This window comes from Brachybacterium sp. AG952 (assembly GCF_004362645.1).
GTDB lineage: Bacteria > Actinomycetota > Actinomycetes > Actinomycetales > Dermabacteraceae > Brachybacterium > Brachybacterium conglomeratum.
Genome location: NZ_SNXV01000001.1, coordinates 456148 through 474102, shown reverse-complemented (window position 1 = coordinate 474102; position 17955 = coordinate 456148). Strand labels below are relative to the sequence as shown.

Annotated in this window: 14 protein-coding genes; 6 read left to right on the top strand and 8 right to left on the bottom strand. The window is 72.3% G+C overall.

Annotated features, from left to right (window positions below; genetic code table 11):
- Positions 1-124: 124 nt before the first annotated feature.
- The 3 genes from DEU31_RS02105 to DEU31_RS02095 form a co-directional block, all read right to left on the bottom strand.
- Complete coding sequence (locus DEU31_RS02105; RefSeq protein ID WP_133675447.1) at positions 125-1288, bottom strand: FAD-dependent oxidoreductase; 1164 nt, start codon at positions 1286-1288, stop codon at positions 125-127.
- 235 nt (positions 1289-1523) lie between these two features.
- Positions 1524-3641, bottom strand: a complete 2118-nt coding sequence (locus tag DEU31_RS02100) for an ABC transporter ATP-binding protein (RefSeq protein WP_133675445.1) — start codon at positions 3639-3641, stop codon at positions 1524-1526.
- On the bottom strand, positions 3638-5401 hold the full coding sequence (locus DEU31_RS02095) for an ABC transporter ATP-binding protein (protein WP_133675443.1): 1764 nt from the start codon (positions 5399-5401) through the stop codon (positions 3638-3640). The genes DEU31_RS02100 and DEU31_RS02095 overlap by 4 nt, the downstream gene beginning before the upstream one ends.
- Positions 5402-5807: 406 nt before the next feature.
- Between DEU31_RS02095 and DEU31_RS02090 the strand changes: the two genes are divergently transcribed.
- Positions 5808-6608: a sugar nucleotide-binding protein gene (locus tag DEU31_RS02090; RefSeq protein ID WP_133675441.1), complete on the top strand. Its 801-nt coding sequence runs from the start codon at positions 5808-5810 to the stop codon at positions 6606-6608.
- A gap of 10 nt (positions 6609-6618) precedes the next feature.
- Here DEU31_RS02090 and DEU31_RS02085 read toward each other — a convergent pair whose 3' ends face one another.
- A complete protein-coding gene (locus DEU31_RS02085; RefSeq protein WP_133675440.1) occupies positions 6619-7317 on the bottom strand; it encodes an LrgB family protein in 699 nt (232 codons plus the stop codon).
- Complete coding sequence (locus tag DEU31_RS02080) at positions 7314-7811, bottom strand: CidA/LrgA family protein (protein WP_133675438.1); 498 nt, start codon at positions 7809-7811, stop codon at positions 7314-7316. The genes DEU31_RS02085 and DEU31_RS02080 overlap by 4 nt, the downstream gene beginning before the upstream one ends.
- 218 nt (positions 7812-8029) lie before the next feature.
- Between DEU31_RS02080 and DEU31_RS02075 the strand changes: the two genes are divergently transcribed.
- On the top strand, positions 8030-8677 hold the full coding sequence (locus DEU31_RS02075) for a hypothetical protein (RefSeq protein WP_133675436.1): 648 nt from the start codon (positions 8030-8032) through the stop codon (positions 8675-8677).
- 37 nt (positions 8678-8714) lie between these two features.
- Positions 8715-9218 (top strand): GNAT family N-acetyltransferase, encoded by a 504-nt coding sequence (locus DEU31_RS02070; RefSeq protein ID WP_133675434.1) that lies wholly within the window; start codon positions 8715-8717, stop codon positions 9216-9218.
- Between the two features lie 125 nt (positions 9219-9343).
- Here DEU31_RS02070 and DEU31_RS02065 read toward each other — a convergent pair whose 3' ends face one another.
- The 3 genes from DEU31_RS02065 to DEU31_RS02055 form a co-directional block, all read right to left on the bottom strand.
- A complete protein-coding gene (locus DEU31_RS02065) occupies positions 9344-9901 on the bottom strand; it encodes a pyridoxamine 5'-phosphate oxidase family protein (RefSeq protein WP_010549320.1) in 558 nt (185 codons plus the stop codon).
- A gap of 356 nt (positions 9902-10257) precedes the next feature.
- Positions 10258-11844: an AbgT family transporter gene (locus DEU31_RS02060; RefSeq protein ID WP_133675432.1), complete on the bottom strand. Its 1587-nt coding sequence runs from the start codon at positions 11842-11844 to the stop codon at positions 10258-10260.
- A 118-nt stretch (positions 11845-11962) separates the two neighbouring features.
- Positions 11963-13336 carry a M20 family metallopeptidase gene (locus DEU31_RS02055; protein ID WP_133675430.1) on the bottom strand — a complete coding sequence of 458 codons (1374 nt, stop codon included), beginning with the start codon at positions 13334-13336 and terminating at the stop codon, positions 11963-11965.
- Positions 13337-13518: 182 nt separating this feature from the next.
- Between DEU31_RS02055 and DEU31_RS02050 the strand changes: the two genes are divergently transcribed.
- The 3 genes from DEU31_RS02050 to DEU31_RS02040 all read left to right on the top strand — a co-directional run bounded on the left by DEU31_RS02050 (position 13519) and on the right by DEU31_RS02040 (position 17948).
- A complete protein-coding gene (locus DEU31_RS02050) occupies positions 13519-14373 on the top strand; it encodes a PTS sugar transporter subunit IIA (RefSeq protein ID WP_133675428.1) in 855 nt (284 codons plus the stop codon).
- A gap of 63 nt (positions 14374-14436) precedes the next feature.
- Positions 14437-15987, top strand: coding sequence for a PTS ascorbate transporter subunit IIC (locus DEU31_RS02045; RefSeq protein ID WP_133675426.1), 1551 nt, complete (start codon positions 14437-14439; stop codon positions 15985-15987).
- A 317-nt stretch (positions 15988-16304) separates the two neighbouring features.
- On the top strand, positions 16305-17948 hold the full coding sequence (locus DEU31_RS02040) for a sodium-dependent transporter (RefSeq protein WP_133675424.1): 1644 nt from the start codon (positions 16305-16307) through the stop codon (positions 17946-17948).
- Positions 17949-17955 lie beyond the last annotated feature (7 nt).

The window sequence follows — 17955 nt, the reverse complement described above, 5'->3', positions numbered from 1 at the left end:
CCGATGGGGATCCGCCGGCGGCACCCCTCGACCGGTCACGCCCGGCCGATCGGGATCAGCCGAAGGCCCTCCGACGACGCGCACGGCTCGACGGGGCGTCCGTCCGCCGTCGAGCGCAGGCGGCTCAGTGGCCGAGGACGCTCCGGGCGGCGAACAGGCTCGCCCCGGGGAGCGTGACCGCCCGGCGGGCGATCTGCTGGAGGCGCAGCTGGAGCCGGGTCGCGGGCGCGAAGAAGGAGGCGCTGCGACGGCCCGCGAGCTGCACCTGCTCGGCCGTCGGCCGCCAGCGCCGTTCGTACTCGACCAGCCCCACCTCGACGTGCGGGCCGGCCGCGCGGAGGCTCCGGGCCAGCGCCTCGGCCCCCGCGATCGCGAGCGAGGTGCCCTGCCCGGCCAGGAGCGAGGGGGCGTGGGCGGCGTCCCCGGCGAGGACCACGCGCCCGCGGCTCCAGCGGGGTGCGATCGCCTGGGCGGCGAGGTCGTCGTAGAAGGACTCCGGGGCGTTCGCGAGGGCCCGGTCGACCTGCGGGTGGAGGCCGGCGAAGTCGCGCTGGAGCCGTTCCCGATCGGGGACGGGCCGCTCGGTGCTCGCCGCATCATTGCGCTCGGCGAACATCGCCCCGACCCGGCCGTCGCCGGCCGCGTACGCCCAGCCCACCCGGCCGACGGTGTCGGTCATGAGCATCCGCTCCCCCAGCTCGCCTGCGAGCTCCGGATCCGGATAGAGGTAGCTCGCCACGCGATAGCCCATCGGCACGATCTCCCCGTGCCCGGGCGCGACCCTCTCCCGCACCGGGGAGCGCACCCCGTCGCAGGCCACGACGAGGTCGGAGGCGAGCGTGGTCCCGTCGGCGAGCTCGACCAGGGCGCCGCGCGGGGAGCCGCCGCCCTGCAGCCCGATGTCGCGGACCGCGACCGCGCGGGCGCCGTAGCGCAGGTCGACGGAGCGCGGCAGCACGGCGAGGAGCCCGAGCTCGACCTCCGGGCGGAGGATGGAGAAGTAGCGGCCACCCAGGGCCGCGGCGAGCGGCCTGACGTCGATCCGGCCGGACTCGGCCCCGTCGGGCGTCCCGTAGCGCACGCCCTCGTAGACGTGACCGCGGGCGCGGAGCTCGTCGATGATCCCCATCCGCTCGGCGGCGACGAATCCGGGGCCGAAGAAGTCGATCATGTAGCCGCCGCCGCGGGGGCCCGGGGAGGCCTCGAGCACGGTGACGTCGTGGTCGGGGGCGAGCTGGTGGGCGAGGGCGAGGCCGGCGATGCCGCCTCCGATGACGGTGACGTCCATGGCCTCGACGCTACCGGCCGCGCCCGCTCCTGCCCAGGGGGATTCTTGCAGGGCCGCTGCAGCAGGGCCGCCTCGCCCACCTCATCGGCGAGACGTAGGTTCTGCTCCGTAAGCGGGCTCATTCCGCGCAGAACCTACGTCTCGAATGCCATCCGCCCTGTCGGCCGACGGGCCGACGCCCGATCGCCTGTCAGCCCGACCGGCAGACGTGCCTGCTCGCCGCCGGCCGACGGGCCTACTGCGCGCCGGCCGCCCCCTGTTCGCCGGGGACGGCGGCCCCCTCGGTCGCGGCGACGGCGGGGACCGGCCCGGTGGTGGTGCCCTCGAGCACGGCCTCGTCCTCGTCGGGGTCCATGCCGTCGGCGAACTGCGACCAGTACAGCCGGTGGTAGGCGCCGCCCGCGGCGAGCAGCTCGTCGTGCGAGCCCTGCTCGACGATGTCGCCGTGCTCCATCACCAGGATCACGTCCGCGTCGCGGATCGTGGAGAGCCGGTGCGCGATGACGAAGCTGGTGCGGTCGGTGCGCAGCGCCGCCATCGCCTCCTGCACGAGCACCTCGGTGCGGGTGTCCACGGAGCTGGTGGCCTCGTCGAGGATCAGCAGCGCGGGGTCCGCGAGGAAGGCGCGGGCGATCGTGATCAGCTGACGCTCGCCGGCGGAGACGTTCGCGCCCTCGTCCTCGATGACGGTGTCGTAGCCGTCGGGGAGGGTGTGCACGAAGCGGTCCACGAAGGTGGCGGTCGCGGCGGCGACCACCTCCTCGTCGGTCGCATCCAGCCGGCCGTAGCGGATGTTCTCCCGGATCGTGCCGCCGAAGAGCACCGCGTCCTGGAGCACCATGCCCACGCGGGAGCGCACCGCGCCGCGGTCCAGGGCGCGGATGTCCACGCCGTCGAGCCGGATCTCGCCGGCGTCGATCTCATAGAACCGCATGATGAGGTTGACCAGGGTGGTCTTGCCCGCACCGGTAGGGCCGACGATCGCGACTGTCTGCCCGGGCTCCGCGGTCAGCGACAGGTCGCTGATCAGCGGCTTCTCCGGGGTGTAGGAGAAGGCGACGTGGTCGAACTCGATCCGGCCGCGGGTCGCCCCGGTGAGCTCCTGGCGCGGGACGATGCGCCCCGCGGGGGCCGACGCCTCGGCGTGCACGGCAGCCGACGCATCGGCCGAGCCCATGGCACCGGCCGCCTCCTCGCCCACGGGCCCGCGCGCGGTGATCTGCCCGTCGGGCTCCTGCTCCTCGGCATCCAGCAGCTCGAAGATCCGCTCGGCGGAGGCGACGCCGGAGATGAGCATGTTCGCCATCCCCGCCACCTCGCCCAGCGGCGCGTTGAACTCACGGGAGTACTGGATGAACGCGGTGACCTGACCGAGGCTCATCTGCCCGGCCGCGATCCGCAGACCGCCGACCACGGCGATGCCGACATAGCCGAGGTAGGTCACCCACTGCATGATCGGCATGATCATGCCGGAATAGAACTGCGCCTTGAACGACGCCTCCCACAGCTCCTCGTTGCGCGTATCGAACTGCTCGCGCATCGAGTCCTGGCGGTCGAAGACGGTGACCAGGTCGTGGCCGGTGAAGGACTCCTCGACATGGCCGTTCAGCCGCCCGGTGCCCCGCCACTGGGCGGTGAAGAGCTTCTGCGACTTCGCGCCGATGATGCCGATGACCACGCCGGAGATCGGCAGGGCGATCAGGGCGATGAGCGCGAGCTGCCAGGACAGCCAGAACATCATCACGGTGATGCCGACGATGGTGAGGACCGCGTACACGAGCGAGGCGAAGGCCTGCTGCAGGGCGGTCTGGACGTTGTCGACGTCGTTGGTGGTGCGGGAGAGCAGGTCGCCGCGCTGGCGGGTGTCGAAGTAGCTCAGCGGCAGGCGGTTGACCTTCGCCTCGATCCGCTCGCGCAGGTCGTAGACGATGTCCATCACCACGTCGTTCAGCAGCCGGCCCTGCAGCCAGTCGAACAGCGCCGCGATCACGTACATCCCCAGCACGATCAGCAGCAACCGGCCGAGCGCCCCGAACTCGACGCCGTCGCCGAGGAAGCCGTCGAAGATGACGTCCATGGCGTCGCCGAGGATCGAGGGCGCCCACACGGTGAGCACCGTCGAGACGATGCCGAAGGCGAGCACCACGGCGAGCCCCAGCTTGTGCTCGCGGAAGGTGCCGGCGAGCCGCAGCGCGGAGGGCCAGAACGCCTTCGCCTTGCGGGGCGCGCCCTCGCCCCATTCGCTGCTCATCGAGTCCTGCATCTCGAGGATCTCGGCCTCGGTGAGCTCGGCGGTCCCGGCGCCCTTGGCCTCGGAAAACTTCTTCGCGGAGGTCTTCTTCCTGGTGCTCATGCCATCTCCTCCGCGGTGATCTGGGAGTCGACGATCTCCCGGTAGGTCTCGGAGCTCTCCAGCAGCTCCTCGTGGGTGCCGCGGCCGACGATCCGACCCTCCTCGAGCACGAGGATCTGGTCGGCGGAGGTGATGGTGGAGATGCGCTGGGCGACGATGATCGTGGTCGCGCCGCGAGTGTGCCGGGCGAGGCCCTCGCGCACCTTCGCGTCCGTGGTGACGTCCAGCGCCGAGAACGAGTCGTCGAAGACGAACACGCGCGGCGCGGCGACGAGGGTGCGGGCGATGCACAGGCGCTGCCGCTGGCCGCCCGAGACGTTGGTGCCGCCCTGGGAGACGGTGGACTCGAGCCCGGTGGCGACGTCCTCGCCCTCGCCGGAGCTGCGCTCCCGCACGAAACCGGCGCCCTGGGCGACCTCGAGCGCGTCCCAGAGCTGCTTCTCGTCGGCCGACGGGTCGCCGAAGCGGAGGTTGTGCGCGATGGTGCCGGAGAACAGGTAGGGCTTCTGCGGCACGAGGCCGACGGCGGCGGAGATGTCGGCGCGGGCGAGGTCGGTGACCGGTACCCCGTCCAGCAGCACCTGGCCGCTGGTCGCGTCGTGCAGGCGCGGGATGAGGCTGACCAGCGTGGTCTTGCCGGAACCGGTCGAGCCGATGATCGCGGTGGTGCGGCCGGCCTCGGCGGTGAACGAGACGCCGTCCAGCACCGGGGACTCGGCGCCCGGGTAGGAGAAGGTGACGTCGCGGAACTCGACGGTCGCGCCCCCGTCGGCCGCCGGCAGCGGGGTCGGGGCGGCGGGCTCGTGGAGGGTGGGGGCGGTCTCGAGGACCTCGCCGATGCGGCGGGCGGAGATGATCGCGCGCGGGAACATCATGAACATGAAGGTGCCCATCATGACCGCCATCAGGATCTGCAGCAGGTACTGCATGAAGGCGGTGAGCGCGCCGACCTCGACGAGCCCCGCGTCCACGCGGTGACCGCCGAACCAGAGCACGGCGGCGGTGGCGAGGTGGAGCACGATCGTGATCGCCGGGCCCATGATCACGAAGAGGCGACCGATCCGCACCGAGGTGTCGGTGAGGGTCGCGTTCGCGTCGCGGAAGCGGCCGGTCTCGTGCTCCTCCCGCACGAAGGCGCGCACCACGCGGATCCCCATGATCTGCTCGCGCATCACGCCGTTGATGGAGTCGATGTTGTCCTGCATCCGCTGGAACAGCGGCATCAGCCGGGTGACCAGCAGGCCGACGATCACCATCAGCACCGGCACGGACACCCACACCAGCCAGGACAGCCCCGGGTCCTCCTGGATCGCCATGACGATCCCGCCGATGGACATGATCGGCACCATGACCATGAAGTTCAGGGTCATCAGCACGAGCATCTGCACCTGCTGGACGTCGTTGGTCGCGCGCGTGATGAGGGTCGGGGCGCCGTAGCGGCCCATCTCCTCGGTCGAGAAGCGGTCCACGCGGGTGTAGACGGAGCGGCGGATGTCGCGGCCCATGCCCATCGCGACGCGGGCGCCGAACCAGACCGACGCGATCGCGGTGATGACCTGCGCCATCGCGACGATCAGCATGATCCCCCCGATGCGCCAGATGTAGTCGGTGTCGCCGGTGGCGACGCCGTTGTCGATGATGTCGGCGTTGAGGCTGGGCAGGTAGAGGGTCGCGAGCACGGTCGCGAGCTGGAGGACGGCCACGGCGGCCACGTGCGGCAGGTAGGGCCGCAGATGGCGCCGGATCAGGGTCCAGAGCATGAGGGGATCTCCCGGAGCAGGGTGGTGCGGCCCGGCCGACGGGGGTGAGCGGCCGGGGTCTCGTCGGAGCGTAGGACGGGGTGAGGACAGGTCCTGTCCTCGAAGTGGCCGACGGGTTCGTCGGCCGAGTGGTCGGCGGGGCGTGCGCCGGACCTGCCGGAGCCCGGGGTGACGGGCGCTGCCGGAGCGGGACCGCTGGTCGCGGCAGGGGCTCAGGCGCACAGGGCCGGTCCGAGGAGCAATCCTCCCCCGGGAGCACCGCCCGGCGCACCCGACTTTCGGCCATCGCGGCTGAGATCCGAGGCACCTGGGCGTACCGGCGACATCGGGCTCGACCGGTCAGACTGGCCGCACCGAGCGGGCCGGATCACGCCATACTGGAGGCTCCCCGCGCGGAAGGACGGCCATGACGACGAGGACCTTGCTGGTGGGCTGCGGGCGCCTGGGCCTGCGGGTGGGCGAGCTGCTGCTCGCTGATCAGGACGAGAGAGGTCGTCACGAGGTCCTCGGGCTGCGCCGCGACCCGAGCTCCCTGCCGCCGGGGTTCGTGCCCGTCGCCGCCGATCTCTCCGCCGCCCTCCCCACCCCGCTGCCGCGGGTCGACGCCATGGTCGTCACCCTCACCCCGTCGGCCGCTCCGAGCTATCGCGAGCCTCTCGCGCATCTCGCGGCCGCGCTGCCCGAGGTCCCACGGCGCACGGTGTTCGTCTCCTCCACCCGGGTCCTCGAGGGATACGACGCCTCGCGTCCGCTCACCGAGGCGGACCCCGCGCGACCGCGCTCCGACCGCGCCCGCGTGCTGATCGAGGGCGAGGAGACGGCGCGCGAGCTGTTCGGCGCGGTGATCCTGCGCCCGGCGGGGATCTACGGGCCCGGCAGGAACCGTCTGATCCGGACCGTCCTCGAGGGGCGCCCGGTCGAGCACGGTCGTCGGACGAACCGGATCCACGAGGCCGATCTCGCCCGCGCGATCCTCGCACTGCTGTCCTCGCCCGCACCGCCGGCGCTGCTCCATGCGACGGACGGCGCACCCGCCCTGCTCGGCGAGGTCGTCGCACATCTCGCCCAGCGTCTCGGCGTGCCCGCGCCGCCGCGCACCTCACCTGATCCCGGGGCAGGCACCGTGCTGGATGCGACCGCGCTGCACGAGCTGCTGGGCGAGCTCGAGTTCCCGGACTTCCGGGCGGGATACGACGCGATGCTCTGAACGCGGGCGCTCAGCCGGTCACCAGGTGCGCGACGACCGGCAGCGTCACCGTCATCGCGAGCGCGTTCAGCACCATCGCGGCGCTCGACCAGCCGCCGGAGACCGTCGACTCCCCCAGCACCCGCGAAGTGCCGATCCCGTGAGAGGTCAGGCCGATCGCGAAGCCGCGCGCCCGCTCGTCGCGGACACGCATCAGGCTCAGCAGCGCCGGCCCCACCACCGCGCCGAGCGTGCCGGAGACCAGGGTCAGCACCACCGCGAGCGGCACCGACGCCCCGAGACTCTCGGCGATCGTGAGACCGACGGGCGAGGTGACCGAGCGCGGCAGTGCGGCGCGCAGCGTCGCTTCGTCGGCCCCGAGCGCGACCATCGCGGCGACGGTCACCGAGATGCTCACGATCCCCGCGACCAGGAGGGTTCCGAGCACGGCCGGCGCCGAGGCGAGCAGCGCGCGGCCGTTGCGCAGCAGCGGCAGGGCGAGGGCGACGGTCGCGGGGCCCAGCAGGAGCGTCAGCAGCGCGACCTGCTCGAGGTAGAGGGCGTAGGGCATCCCGGTCAGCTGCAGCACGGTCGCGATCACCACCACGCTGACCAGCACCGGGGAGAGCAGGCCGGGACGACCCAGCCGGTGGTACAGCCCGTAGGACAGCAGGTATACGACGAGGGTCAGGGTGAGGCCGAAGACCGGCAGCTCGTACAGCGCGCTCATGCGCGGGCACCTCCTGCGGCCGCCGACGGTCCGGCCCCGCCGTGCCCCGGCGACCTGCCGGGGCCGTCCGTCCCGTCGGCCGGAGGCGGGGCGTCGGGACCGCCCGCCTCACCCCGTCGGCGGTCCTGGCGGCGCAGCAGCGCCTGGAGCATCAGCCCGGAGATCACCAGCGCGAGCACGAAGGACCCGCCCACGGCGAGAGCGAGCGGGAGCGCGTTCGCGGCGAGGGTGTCCAGCTCGAGCAGGATCCCCACGCCGGGCGGGACGAACAGCAGCTGCAGGTGGGCCAGCAGCGGGGTTGCCGCGGGCTCGGCGGCGCGGACCACGCCGCGGGTGGGCCGCAGGATGCCCAGCAGCACCAGCAGCACGATCCCGAGCACCACGCCGGGCACGGGCAGGTCGAGCATCGCCGTCGCGGCCAGGCCCGCCATCTGCGCGAGCAGCAGGACCACGAGGCCGAGCAGCACGGGAGGCAGGAGGGCGGCGCGTGACATCCCGGCAAGGGTAGCCCGCACCGGGGCGCCTGCCCCGATGTGGTTCGTGTCGCACGAGCGGTGGATCACGCACATCTTGCCGTGCGGGGGGTGCGCTGTGACAGCGTCGATGGCTCATTTCGGCGCATCGGTCGCGTCTCGCGGGGACGGTGCGCGATCGACTGCCGCCCGACGAGGCTCGCCCGGTCGCTCCCCTCGACCCCTCGGAGGTGACCGGGTTGCCCACCCCGCTCGACAGCACCCTCAGCCGACGCACCGCGCTCCGCGGCTTCGGCGCCCTCGGCCTCACCGCGGCCGGACTGCTCGCATCCACGCAGGCCCATGCCTCCGGCGACCTCGTGGTCGTCGACCAGATCGGCACCGGTCCGTGGGACACGGAGAACTGCGGCCCCACCTCGACGGTCATCGCCATGGTCGCCGCGGGCAGGAAGGTCCCGCACTACGTCTCGGGCGAGAAGGGCACGACGGTGGGCGGCAACCGCAAGGCGGTCATCGAGATGCGGGCCCGCTGCGGCCTGTCCCCGTGGGGCGAGCCCGAGAAGAAGACCGTCGACTACACGGGTGCCTATCTCGGCGACCTCGAGAACGGCCTGCGGGACGCGGGCGCCCGCGCCACCCGCGCCCGGTTCGAGGAGGGGCTGGAGGCCGCCGCGCGCGGCAAGGTCGTGATCCTGCACGTCCACCACGGCCGGCTGCTCGGCGAGGAGGAGGCCGACTACGGCCACTTCGTCGTCGCCCAGGGCGAGGACGAGAACGGGAACCTGCGCGTCTCCGATCCGGGCCGCGCCCAGGAGATCGGCATCACCACCTACTCCCCCGACCGGCTGCGCCACGCACGCCAGGGCCTCGCCACGGTCGTCAGCTGACCTCCCGGCCGGGCCGGCCCCTCGCCATACTGGCGGGATGACCCTCCGGTTCCCGCTGCGCGGCCCGCGCCTGGACCTGCGACCGTTCACTGCCGACGACGCCGCGGCCGCGCATCGCGTCTACGGCGATCCCGAGGTGATGCGCTTCGTCGGCGACGGCGATCCCGCCTCCCCGGAGCGGTCCGCGCAGATGCTCGCCGACTACGCCGCCCACCATGCCCGGCACGGCTTCGCGTTCTGGGCCGTGATCGAGCGTGCACGCGGCGAGCTGGTCGGCGATGCGGGTCTGGAGGTCACCGACCAGGGCATCGAGCTCGGCTACACGCTGGCCCGGGACCGGTGGGGCCGCGGTCTCGCGACCGAGGCGGGACGGCTGTGCGTGGAGGCGGCCGACGGGCCGCTCGGGCTGCGCCGTCTCGTCGGCCTCGCCGACCTCGCGAACCCGGCCTCGGCCGCGGTGCTCGCCCGGCTCGGCTTCGCGGACGACGGGATCGTCGACGCCTACGGCCGCCCGCACCGGCGCTTCGTCCGGGAGCGCTGAGGTGGGGGCCAGTCCCGTCGGAGCGCGCGAGTCCGGGACCGGTGCGGCCGGGGCTGCGGAGCGGGGACCGGCGCCGCCGGAGGCGCGGAGCGGATGCCGACGGGGACGGCGGCCTCGCCGGCCGGTCAGCCCGCCGGGGTGGTGACTCGCGCGTGCGTCCATTCGCCGCCCTCGCGCCGGTAGCCGACGCGCACGTGCTTGCGGTCCAGCCGCGACTGGGTGAACTCGTACCAGGCCGGCTGCAGGGCGTAGACCTGCCAGTCCGGGTTCGGGGAGCCGTCGTAGGAGGGGCGCGAGGCCCAGTCGGCCTGCGAGGTCGCCTCGTCCAGCGCGACGACCTCGCCGCCCACCTGCACCTGTCGGCCGCTCTCGCGCCAGAAGAAGGTCATCGCGGCGCGGGGGTCGGCGGCGAGCTGCTCGCCCTTGCGGGAGGTGCGGTGGGTGGAGACGTGCAGGCCGCGCTCGTCGAGGTCCTTGAGGATGAGGGTGCGGCCGACGGGCGCGCCGCCGTCGAGGGTCTGGAAGGTCATGGCGTGCGGCTGGCGGGCGCCGCTCGCGATCGCGCCCTCGAGCCAGTCGAGGAAGAGCTCGGCCGGGTCCTCGGGGGCGGAGTCCGGGTCGAGGCCGGGCATGTCCTCGGGGAAGGACGGCAGGGCGCGGAGGCGGTCGGCGAGTTCGCTCATGCCCGCCATCCTCGCGCCGGCCGCCCCGCCGCTCAACCCGGTGACGGGGTAGGGACGCCTCGCTCCCGCCGACCGGTCGCGCGAAGCGCTGCCTGAGGCAGATGCACCCAGGCACACCCCGGCTCAGGTTTTGCTGCCCACAGGACCGATGCAACGCGCGACATAGGTCCTGGGCGCAGCAGAAACTGTCGGTCCGACGGCCCCGCCGCTCACCCCAGACCCCGGCACACCATCGAGACGTAGCTTTGGTGCTCTCTCCGGGCATATAGAGCACCAAAGCAACGTCTCGATGGGCAAGGTGTGGGGACGGCGTGCCTTCCAGGGCCGAGGGGGTCGACGGGGCCGCCGGAGGGGGATCAGCCGAGGAAGATCCCGTTGCCCGGGCCGAGCGGCAGGTCCGCGAAGAAGAAGACCGCCAGGATCACAGTCCACACGCACCAGAACGGGACCACGAAGGGCAGCATCCGCGCCATCAGCGAGCCGAGCCCCGCGCCGGGCTCGTACTTCCGCAGCATGCCCAGCAGCACGATCATGTACGGGTTCATCGGCGTGATGACCTGTGTGGCGGAGTCGCCCACGCGGAACGCGGCCTGGGTGAAGGCGGGCTCGTAGCCGATCAGCGCGAACATCGGCACGAACACGGCGGCCATGATCGCCCACATGCCGGAGCCGGAGATGATGAACAGGTTCAGGCAGCTGGCCAGCAGGATGAAGCCGAGCACCGCGGGGAAGCCGGTCAGGCCGATGCCCTCGAGGGCGGCGGCGCCGGTCACGGCGATCCAGGTGCCGATCCCGGACCAGTTGAACAGGGCGATGAAGTTGCCCAGGATGAAGGCGAGCACCACGAAGGGCAGCATCTCCTTGAGCGACTCGGTCATCATCGCGACCGCGTCCTTGGTGCTGCGCAGGGTGCCGACCACGATGCCGTAGGTCAGGCCCAGCACGATGAAGTAGGCGACGACCAGGAACACGATCGAGTCCAGCAGCGGCGACTCGGGCAGGAAGCCGCCGTCCTCGTTCCGCCACGGCGAGGCGGGCACCAGCGTCGCCGCCAGCACGATCGCGGTGAGCACCACGGCGGCGATCACGGCGGCGATCAGGCCCTTGTTCTCCGTCGGGGTCAGCTCGGCGCGCATCTGCTCGGCGCTCTCGCCGCTGGTGGCGACCTCGCCCTCCTCGGCGATCTCGTCGCGGCCGATGCCCTGACGGTTCAGGCGCGGCTCCAGGATCCGGTCGATGATGAAGCCGGCGACGACGCCGAGCACCAGCGACGAGGCGATGTTGAAGAACCAGTTCGAGACCGGGTTCACGGCGGTGAACTCGAAGTCCGGCAGCGCGTCCATCACGGAGGTGGTGATCCCGGCGAACAGCGCGTCCAGCGAGGTGGGGAAGATGTTGGTGGAGTAGCCGGCGCCGGCGGCGGCGAAGCCGCCCAGCAGGCCCGCGACGGGGTGTCGCCCGGCGGCCTTGAACACGAGCGCGGCCAGCGGCGGGACCACCACGAAGGCGGAGTCGGCCATGATCGAGGAGATGACGCCCACGAAGCCCACCACGTAGGGGAGCATCCACGACGGCGAGGAGCCGAACAGCTTGCGGATCGCGGCGGCGAGCAGTCCGGAGTGCTGGGAGATGCCGATCGCCAGCAGGATCGGCAGCACCGTCACCAGCGGTGGGAAGCCGATGTAGTTCTCGCCGAGGGTGGTGGTCAGCCAGGTCAGGCCCTCACCGGTGAACAGGCCCTTGATGACGGTGGCCTCGTCCGAGCCGGGCACCGTCACCTCCACGTCCGCCCAGGCCATGGCCGTGGAGACCACGCCGGTGACGGCGAACAGGATGAGGAACAGCATGAAGGGCTCGGGCAGCTTGTTGCCCGCCCTCTCGACGCCGTTGAGGATCTTGTCGGTCAGGCCGGTCTTCACCGGCGGAGCGGGGGTTGCGCTCATGGGAGTCTCCAGAGGATGTGGGGAGAGGCCTTGGGGCGTCGGCCGACGGTGGCCGACGGGGGCAGCTGCGACGGGTCCGTCGGCGGACGGCCGAGGAGGGGCCGTCCGCCGCGGCGGATCAGTCGAAGAAGGAGGGGACGTCGATCGCGCCGCCGGCGGCGGCGAACTCCTCGGCGACGGCGGCGGCGAGCGCCGGGTCGTGGAGGACGTCGAGCAGGGTGGCGGCCAGGCCGTAGGCCCCGTCGGTCGCCGCCGCGCGGGCGTCGGCCGAGGTGGACTCGGCCGCGAACTCGCGGGTGTGCAGGGCGACGTCGGCCGGGGCGATGCGGATCAGCGGATGCATGCCGGGCAGGCGGTAGCTGACGTTGCCGAAGTCGGTGGAGGCGGCGAGGGTCGTGGAGACCACGCCCAGCGGCAGCGGGTCGCGGCCGCGGCGGCGCTGCGCCTCGACCCAGCGGCCGGTCAGCGCGTCGTTGGTGCGCACCGGCAGGGAGGGCGGGTGGCGGTCCCAGGAGACGGTCACGCCGACGCCGGCCATCAGGGCCGCGCCGTGGGCGACGTCCTCGACCCGGCGCGAGAGGTCCTTGAGGGTCTCGGGGCGCTGGGAGCGCACGTACAGGTCGAGCCTCGCGCGGTCGGGGACGACGCTGGCCCGCTCGCCGCCCTCGCGGATCACGGCGTGGATGCGGTCGCTGGGCGGGGTCTGCTGGCGCATCAGGCCGATGCCCTGGTACATCAGGCTCGCCGCGTCCAGGGCGTTGCGTCCCATGAACGGCTGCGCGGAGGCGTGGGCGGTGTGGCCGTGGAACTCGACGGTGAGGGTGCGCCGGCCCAGCCACACCTGGTCGGCCAGGTCGTAGCCGGGATAGCCGTGCGCCATGACCGCGGCGTCGAGCCCGTCGAAGGCGCCCTGGCGGGCCATGTACTCCTTGCCGGTGTGGCCCTCCTCGGCGGGGGTGCCGAGGTAGACGACGGTGCCGGGCACGGCCGAGGGGTCCCTCTTCGCGAGCTGCGCGAGCCCCAGGAAGGCGCCCAGGCCCATCACGGCGATGACGTTGTGGCCGCAGCCGTGGCCGATGCCGGGCAGGGCGTCGTACTCGGAGAGCACCGCGACGGTCGGCGCGTCGGCCGATCCGGCGCCCTCGCCGCGGATCTCGGCGCGGACAGCGGTGGCCAGGCCGTGCGCGCCGAGCTGCGCCTCGATGCCGTGGCCCTCGAGGATCCTCACGATAGCGGCGGCGGAGCGGTGCTCCTCGAAGGCGACCTCGGGATGCTCGGCGAGGTCGATCATCAGGTCGACGAGCTCGGGGCCGGCCTTGTCGACCTCCTCCTCGAGCCGGGAGCGCAGCGCCTCCGGGGCGCCGGTGTGGTCGGAGCCGGGGTGGCTCTGCGTGCGCAGAGCCGCCTCCCTCTCCTCGTCGAGCTGGTGCATGTAGGCGGTGGACGGCTCGGTCGAGGTGGACCCGAGCCGCACGGGGGACGGTTCAGACATGGGCCCGAGCGTAACGGTCGGGGCGCGTCTCCTCGTGCGCGCCTGCCGTCGGTTGCGGGGTCGTGACATGCAGGGCGGGTGGGCCTCGTCGCACCGGGACAGGCGCGCTCCCCATCGTCGACGGCTCAGGCGTAGCGTTTCGATCCCGCCCCGCGCCGCCCTCGTGAGAAGAGGCCCTTGACATGTCACAGCTCAGCGAACTGCTCTCCCCGTCCACGATCCTCCTGGACGCCGATGCCGCCGACTGGCGCGAGGCGATACGTCGCTCCGGCGAGCTGCTGGTCTCCACCGGCGCCACCGACCCCGCCTACACCGAGGCGATGATCCGCACCGTCGAGGAGCACGGCCCCTACATCGTCATCGCACCGGGATTCGCGCTCGCCCATTCCCGACCCGACGAGTCGGTGCATCGCACGGGGATGTCGTTCGTGCGCCTGGCGGAGCCGATCGCCTTCGGCAACGCGGCCAACGACCCCGTCACGCTGGTCATGGCGCTGGCTGCGGCGGACAGCTCCGCGCACCGCGAGGCGCTCGCGGCCCTCGCCGGGGTGCTCGCCGACCCGGCCCGCCGTTCCCTGCTCGACGCGGCGCGGACGCGAGAGGACGTGCTCGCAGCTCTCGCGGCCGACGGCGCTGGTCCGGGCGCGAGGTCGGCAGAGGACTCCCGGTCCGGCGCCGAGGCCCGGACCGACACCGGCTCCGGCTCCGGCTCCGGCACGGGCGCCATGGTCGATGCCGACGCCGTCCCCTCGAAGAAGCTCCTGCTCACGGTGTGCGGGAACGGGCTGGGCACGAGCCTGTTCCTGAAGAACACGGCCGAGCAGGTGCTGGACCGCTGGGGCTGGTCCTCGCACCTGGACGTGCAGGCCACCGACACGATCTCTGCGAAGGGCCGCGCCAAGGACTCCGACGCGATCCTCACCTCCGGTGCGATCGCGGACACCCTCGGCGAGGTCGGCGTGCGCGTCGAGGTGATCGAGAACTTCACCTCGCAGGCGGAGATCGACGCGGCCCTGCGCCGCATCTACGCCGTCTGACGCATCCGCCCTCTCCGACCTGTCGGCCACCCCTCCCCCGTCCCCACTCCCCGGAGAAGAACCATGAACGTGCTCGTCACGATCGCCGAGTTCCTCGTCAACGAGGTGCTCTCCGTCCCCGCCTATCTCATCGGCATCATCACCGCGATCGGCCTGATCGCCCTGCGCAAGTCCGCCGGGCAGGTGGCCGGCGGTGCGCTGAAGGCCGTGCTCGGCTTCCTGCTCATCGGCGCCGGCGCCACGCTCGTCACCGCCTCCCTCACCCCGCTGGGGGTGATGATCCAGGGCGCGCTCGGCGCCCAGGGCGTGGTCCCGACCAACGAGGCGATCGCGGGCATCGCGCAGGAGGAGTTCGGCGCCCAGGTCGCGTGGCTGATGATCCTCGGCTTCGTGGTCGCGATCCTGCTCGCCCGCTTCACGCCGCTGCGCTACGTCTTCCTCACCGGTCACCACCTGCTGTTCATGGCCACCCTGATCACGATCGTGATGGCCTCGGCCGGGATGCCCACCGTGGTCGTGGTCGTGCTCGGCGCGGTGCTGCTGGGCATCCTCATGGTGGCCCTGCCCGCTCTCGCCCAGCCCTGGACCCGGCGGATCACCGGGGACGACTCGATCGCGATCGGTCACTTCGGCACGGCGGGCTACATCGCCGCCGGCGCCGTCGGCCGGCTCGTCGACCCGAAGGGGAAGAGCCGCTCCACCGAGGACCTCAAGGTCCCCGAGTCGCTCCGCTTCCTGCGCGACTCCATGGTCGCCACCGCTCTGTCGATGGTGCTGATGTATCTCGTGGTCGCCGTCGCGTATCTCGCGCGGGCCGGGCAGGAGACCGCCTTCGGCGCCTTCGAGGGCGGGGCGACGGGGGTGGGCAACTACCTCATGCAGTCGGTGACCCAGGGTCTGCAGTTCGGCATCGCGGTCGCCGTGATCCTCTTCGGCGTGCGCACGATCCTCGGCGAGCTCGTCCCCGCCTTCCAGGGCATCGCCGCGAAGGTCGTGCCCGGCGCGATCCCGGCCCTCGACGCCCCGATCGTGTTCCCCTACGCCCAGAACGCGGTGTTGATCGGGTTCCTGTCGAGCTTCGCGGGCGGTCTCGTGGGCCTGCTGGTGCTCGGCGTGTGGCTCGGCCCGGTGCTCGGCCTCGCGCTGATCCTGCCGGGCCTGGTCCCGCACTTCTTCACCGGCGGCGCCGCGGGCGTGTACGGCAACGCCACCGGCGGCCGACGCGGCGCGGTCGCGGGCGGATTCGTCAACGGCCTGCTGGTCACCTTCCTGCCGGCGCTGCTGCTGAAGGTGCTGGGCACCTTCGGCTCCGCGAACACTACCTTCGGCGACACCGACTTCGGCTGGTTCGGCATCCTCATCGGCTACTCGGCGCGCACCGGGGTGCTGCCCGGCATCGTCCTGCTGATCGTGCTGGGCGCCGTGCTCCTGGGAGCCGCGATCCTCATGCAGCGTCGTGCAGTGGACACGGGCTGGGATCCCTCGCCCGCGCGCGCCCCCGTCGGAGCCGGGGCACAGGCCGGGGCCGACGAGCCCTCCCGCCCCGCGACGACCCATCCGCGCGTCGCACCGCCCGTCGGCGCCCCGACGCCTCCGCCGCCGCCCGGCGAGTGATCACCGTCGGTGCGTCGGCGCAGCAGCTCCGACGCACCGGCAGGTCCGCTCGCCCGGGCGCCGCCGGGCGGACGGAGCCGATCTGCCGCGCCCGTCCCGCGCGCGTCCATCCCTCTGGACGGTACGATCCCCCCACGGTGCCCCGCGGCGATCCCGCACCGCGCCGTGCGTCGGACCGCCCATCCCTGCGGTCCAGGGCCGTCTCCCGCGGCCGTCGTGCCGTCGTCCCCTCAGGCGGCGCATCTTCCCCGGGTCGCCGACGTCGTCGACCTCTCTCCCCCGCGCCGTGACCGGCGCAGCTCACCCGGAGGCTCATCGTGAGTGCACCAACCCCGTCCGCCGGCGCCGCCACCCAGAGCGCCGATCGCGGTGCGTTCCGCGGCCGCACCGCCTTCATCTTCGCGGCCATCGGCTCCGCCGTCGGCCTCGGCAACATCTGGCGCTTCCCCGCAGTCGCCTACGACAACGGCGGCGGCGCGTTCATCCTGCCGTATCTCGTCGCGCTGCTGACCGCGGGCATCCCGCTGCTCTTCCTCGACTACGCGATCGGGCATCGCTGGCGCGGCTCCGCCCCCGCCGCGTGGCGCCGCTTCCGTCGCTGGACCGAGTTCATCGGCTGGTGGCAGGTGCTGATCTGCGTGATCATCGCGGTCTACTACGCGCTGATCCTGGCGTGGGCCACGAACTACACGATCTTCTCCTTCGACAAGCGCTGGGGCGACGATCCGGCGGGCTTCTTCGGGGAGTACACCCGCGCCCTCGGCGGCGCCGACGCCACGATCGCCTTCGACTACGTGCCCGCCGTGCTGATCTCCATGGTCCTGGTGTGGATCGCGGTCATCGTGGTGATGGCGCTGGGCGTGCACAACGGCATCGCCAAGAGCGCGATCGTCTTCATCCCGCTGCTGATAGTCATGTTCGTGATCCTGGTGATCGTCTCGCTGACCCTGCCCGGTGCGATCGCGGGCCTGGACGCCTTCTTCAAGCCCAACTGGTCGGCGCTGCTGGACCCGGGGGTCTGGGTCGCGGCCTACGGCCAGATCTTCTTCTCGCTGTCGGTGGCCTTCGGCATCATGCTCACCTACGCCTCCTACCTGAAGAAGAAGACCGACCTCACCGGCTCCGGGCTCGTGGTCGGCTTCGCGAACTCGAGCTTCGAGATCCTCTGCGGCATCGGCGTGTTCTCGGCGCTGGGCTTCATGGCCCAGGCGCAGGGCGTGGCGATCGACGAGGTCGTCACCTCCGGCGTCGGCTTGGCCTTCATCGCGTTCCCGGCGATCATCAGCGAGGCGCCGGTAGGCGCCCTGATCGGCGTGCTGTTCTTCGGCTCGCTGGTGCTGGCCGGCTTCACCTCGCTGGTCTCGATCGTCGAGGTGATCATCGCCGCGTTCCAGGACAAGTTCGGCCTCTCGCGCCTGCCCGCCACCCTGGGGGTCTGCGTGCCGCTGGCGATCGTCTCGGTGGGACTGTTCTCCACCACGATGGGCCTGCCGCTGCTGGACGTGCTCGACAAGTGGGCCAACGAGTACGGCATCGTCGCGGCCGCGCTGGTCTCCACGATCGTGGTGGTCTACATCGTGCGCGGTCTGCCCACGCTGCGCGATCATCTGAACTTCTTCGGCACCTTCCCGGTCAACCGCGTCTGGACGCTCTCGCTGGCGGTCATCGCCCCGCTGGTCCTCGGCGTCTCCCTCGTCATCAGCACCTGGACGCTGCTGACCGCAGAGGGGACCTATGAGGACTACCCCGGCTGGTTCGTGCTCCTGTTCGGCTGGCTGATGGCCATCGGCCTGGTGGTCGCGGCGGTGGTGCTGTCGCTGATCCCGTGGCCGGCCAGCTCCAACCTCCACAAGCACGACTCCGACGGCGACCCGATCGCCCCGGAGGCCGTCACCGGTGGAGGGCTGGCAGCGGACCCCGCGGCCCGGACCCCGCACGAGCTGCGCTCTACCCGCTCGTGAGCTGCGG

Coding starts and splice junctions, on each gene's coding strand:
- DEU31_RS02105 (WP_133675447.1), bottom strand. CDS start 1,288: ATGGACGTCACCGTCATCGGAGGCGGCATCGCCGGCCTCGCCCTCGCC.
- DEU31_RS02100 (WP_133675445.1), bottom strand. CDS start 3,641: ATGAGCACCAGGAAGAAGACCTCCGCGAAGAAGTTTTCCGAGGCCAAG.
- DEU31_RS02095 (WP_133675443.1), bottom strand. CDS start 5,401: ATGCTCTGGACCCTGATCCGGCGCCATCTGCGGCCCTACCTGCCGCAC.
- DEU31_RS02090 (WP_133675441.1), top strand. CDS start 5,808: ATGACGACGAGGACCTTGCTGGTGGGCTGCGGGCGCCTGGGCCTGCGG.
- DEU31_RS02085 (WP_133675440.1), bottom strand. CDS start 7,317: ATGAGCGCGCTGTACGAGCTGCCGGTCTTCGGCCTCACCCTGACCCTC.
- DEU31_RS02080 (WP_133675438.1), bottom strand. CDS start 7,811: ATGTCACGCGCCGCCCTCCTGCCTCCCGTGCTGCTCGGCCTCGTGGTC.
- DEU31_RS02070 (WP_133675434.1), top strand. CDS start 8,715: ATGACCCTCCGGTTCCCGCTGCGCGGCCCGCGCCTGGACCTGCGACCG.
- DEU31_RS02065 (WP_010549320.1), bottom strand. CDS start 9,901: ATGAGCGAACTCGCCGACCGCCTCCGCGCCCTGCCGTCCTTCCCCGAG.
- DEU31_RS02060 (WP_133675432.1), bottom strand. CDS start 11,844: ATGAGCGCAACCCCCGCTCCGCCGGTGAAGACCGGCCTGACCGACAAG.
- DEU31_RS02055 (WP_133675430.1), bottom strand. CDS start 13,336: ATGTCTGAACCGTCCCCCGTGCGGCTCGGGTCCACCTCGACCGAGCCG.
- DEU31_RS02050 (WP_133675428.1), top strand. CDS start 13,519: ATGTCACAGCTCAGCGAACTGCTCTCCCCGTCCACGATCCTCCTGGAC.
- DEU31_RS02045 (WP_133675426.1), top strand. CDS start 14,437: ATGAACGTGCTCGTCACGATCGCCGAGTTCCTCGTCAACGAGGTGCTC.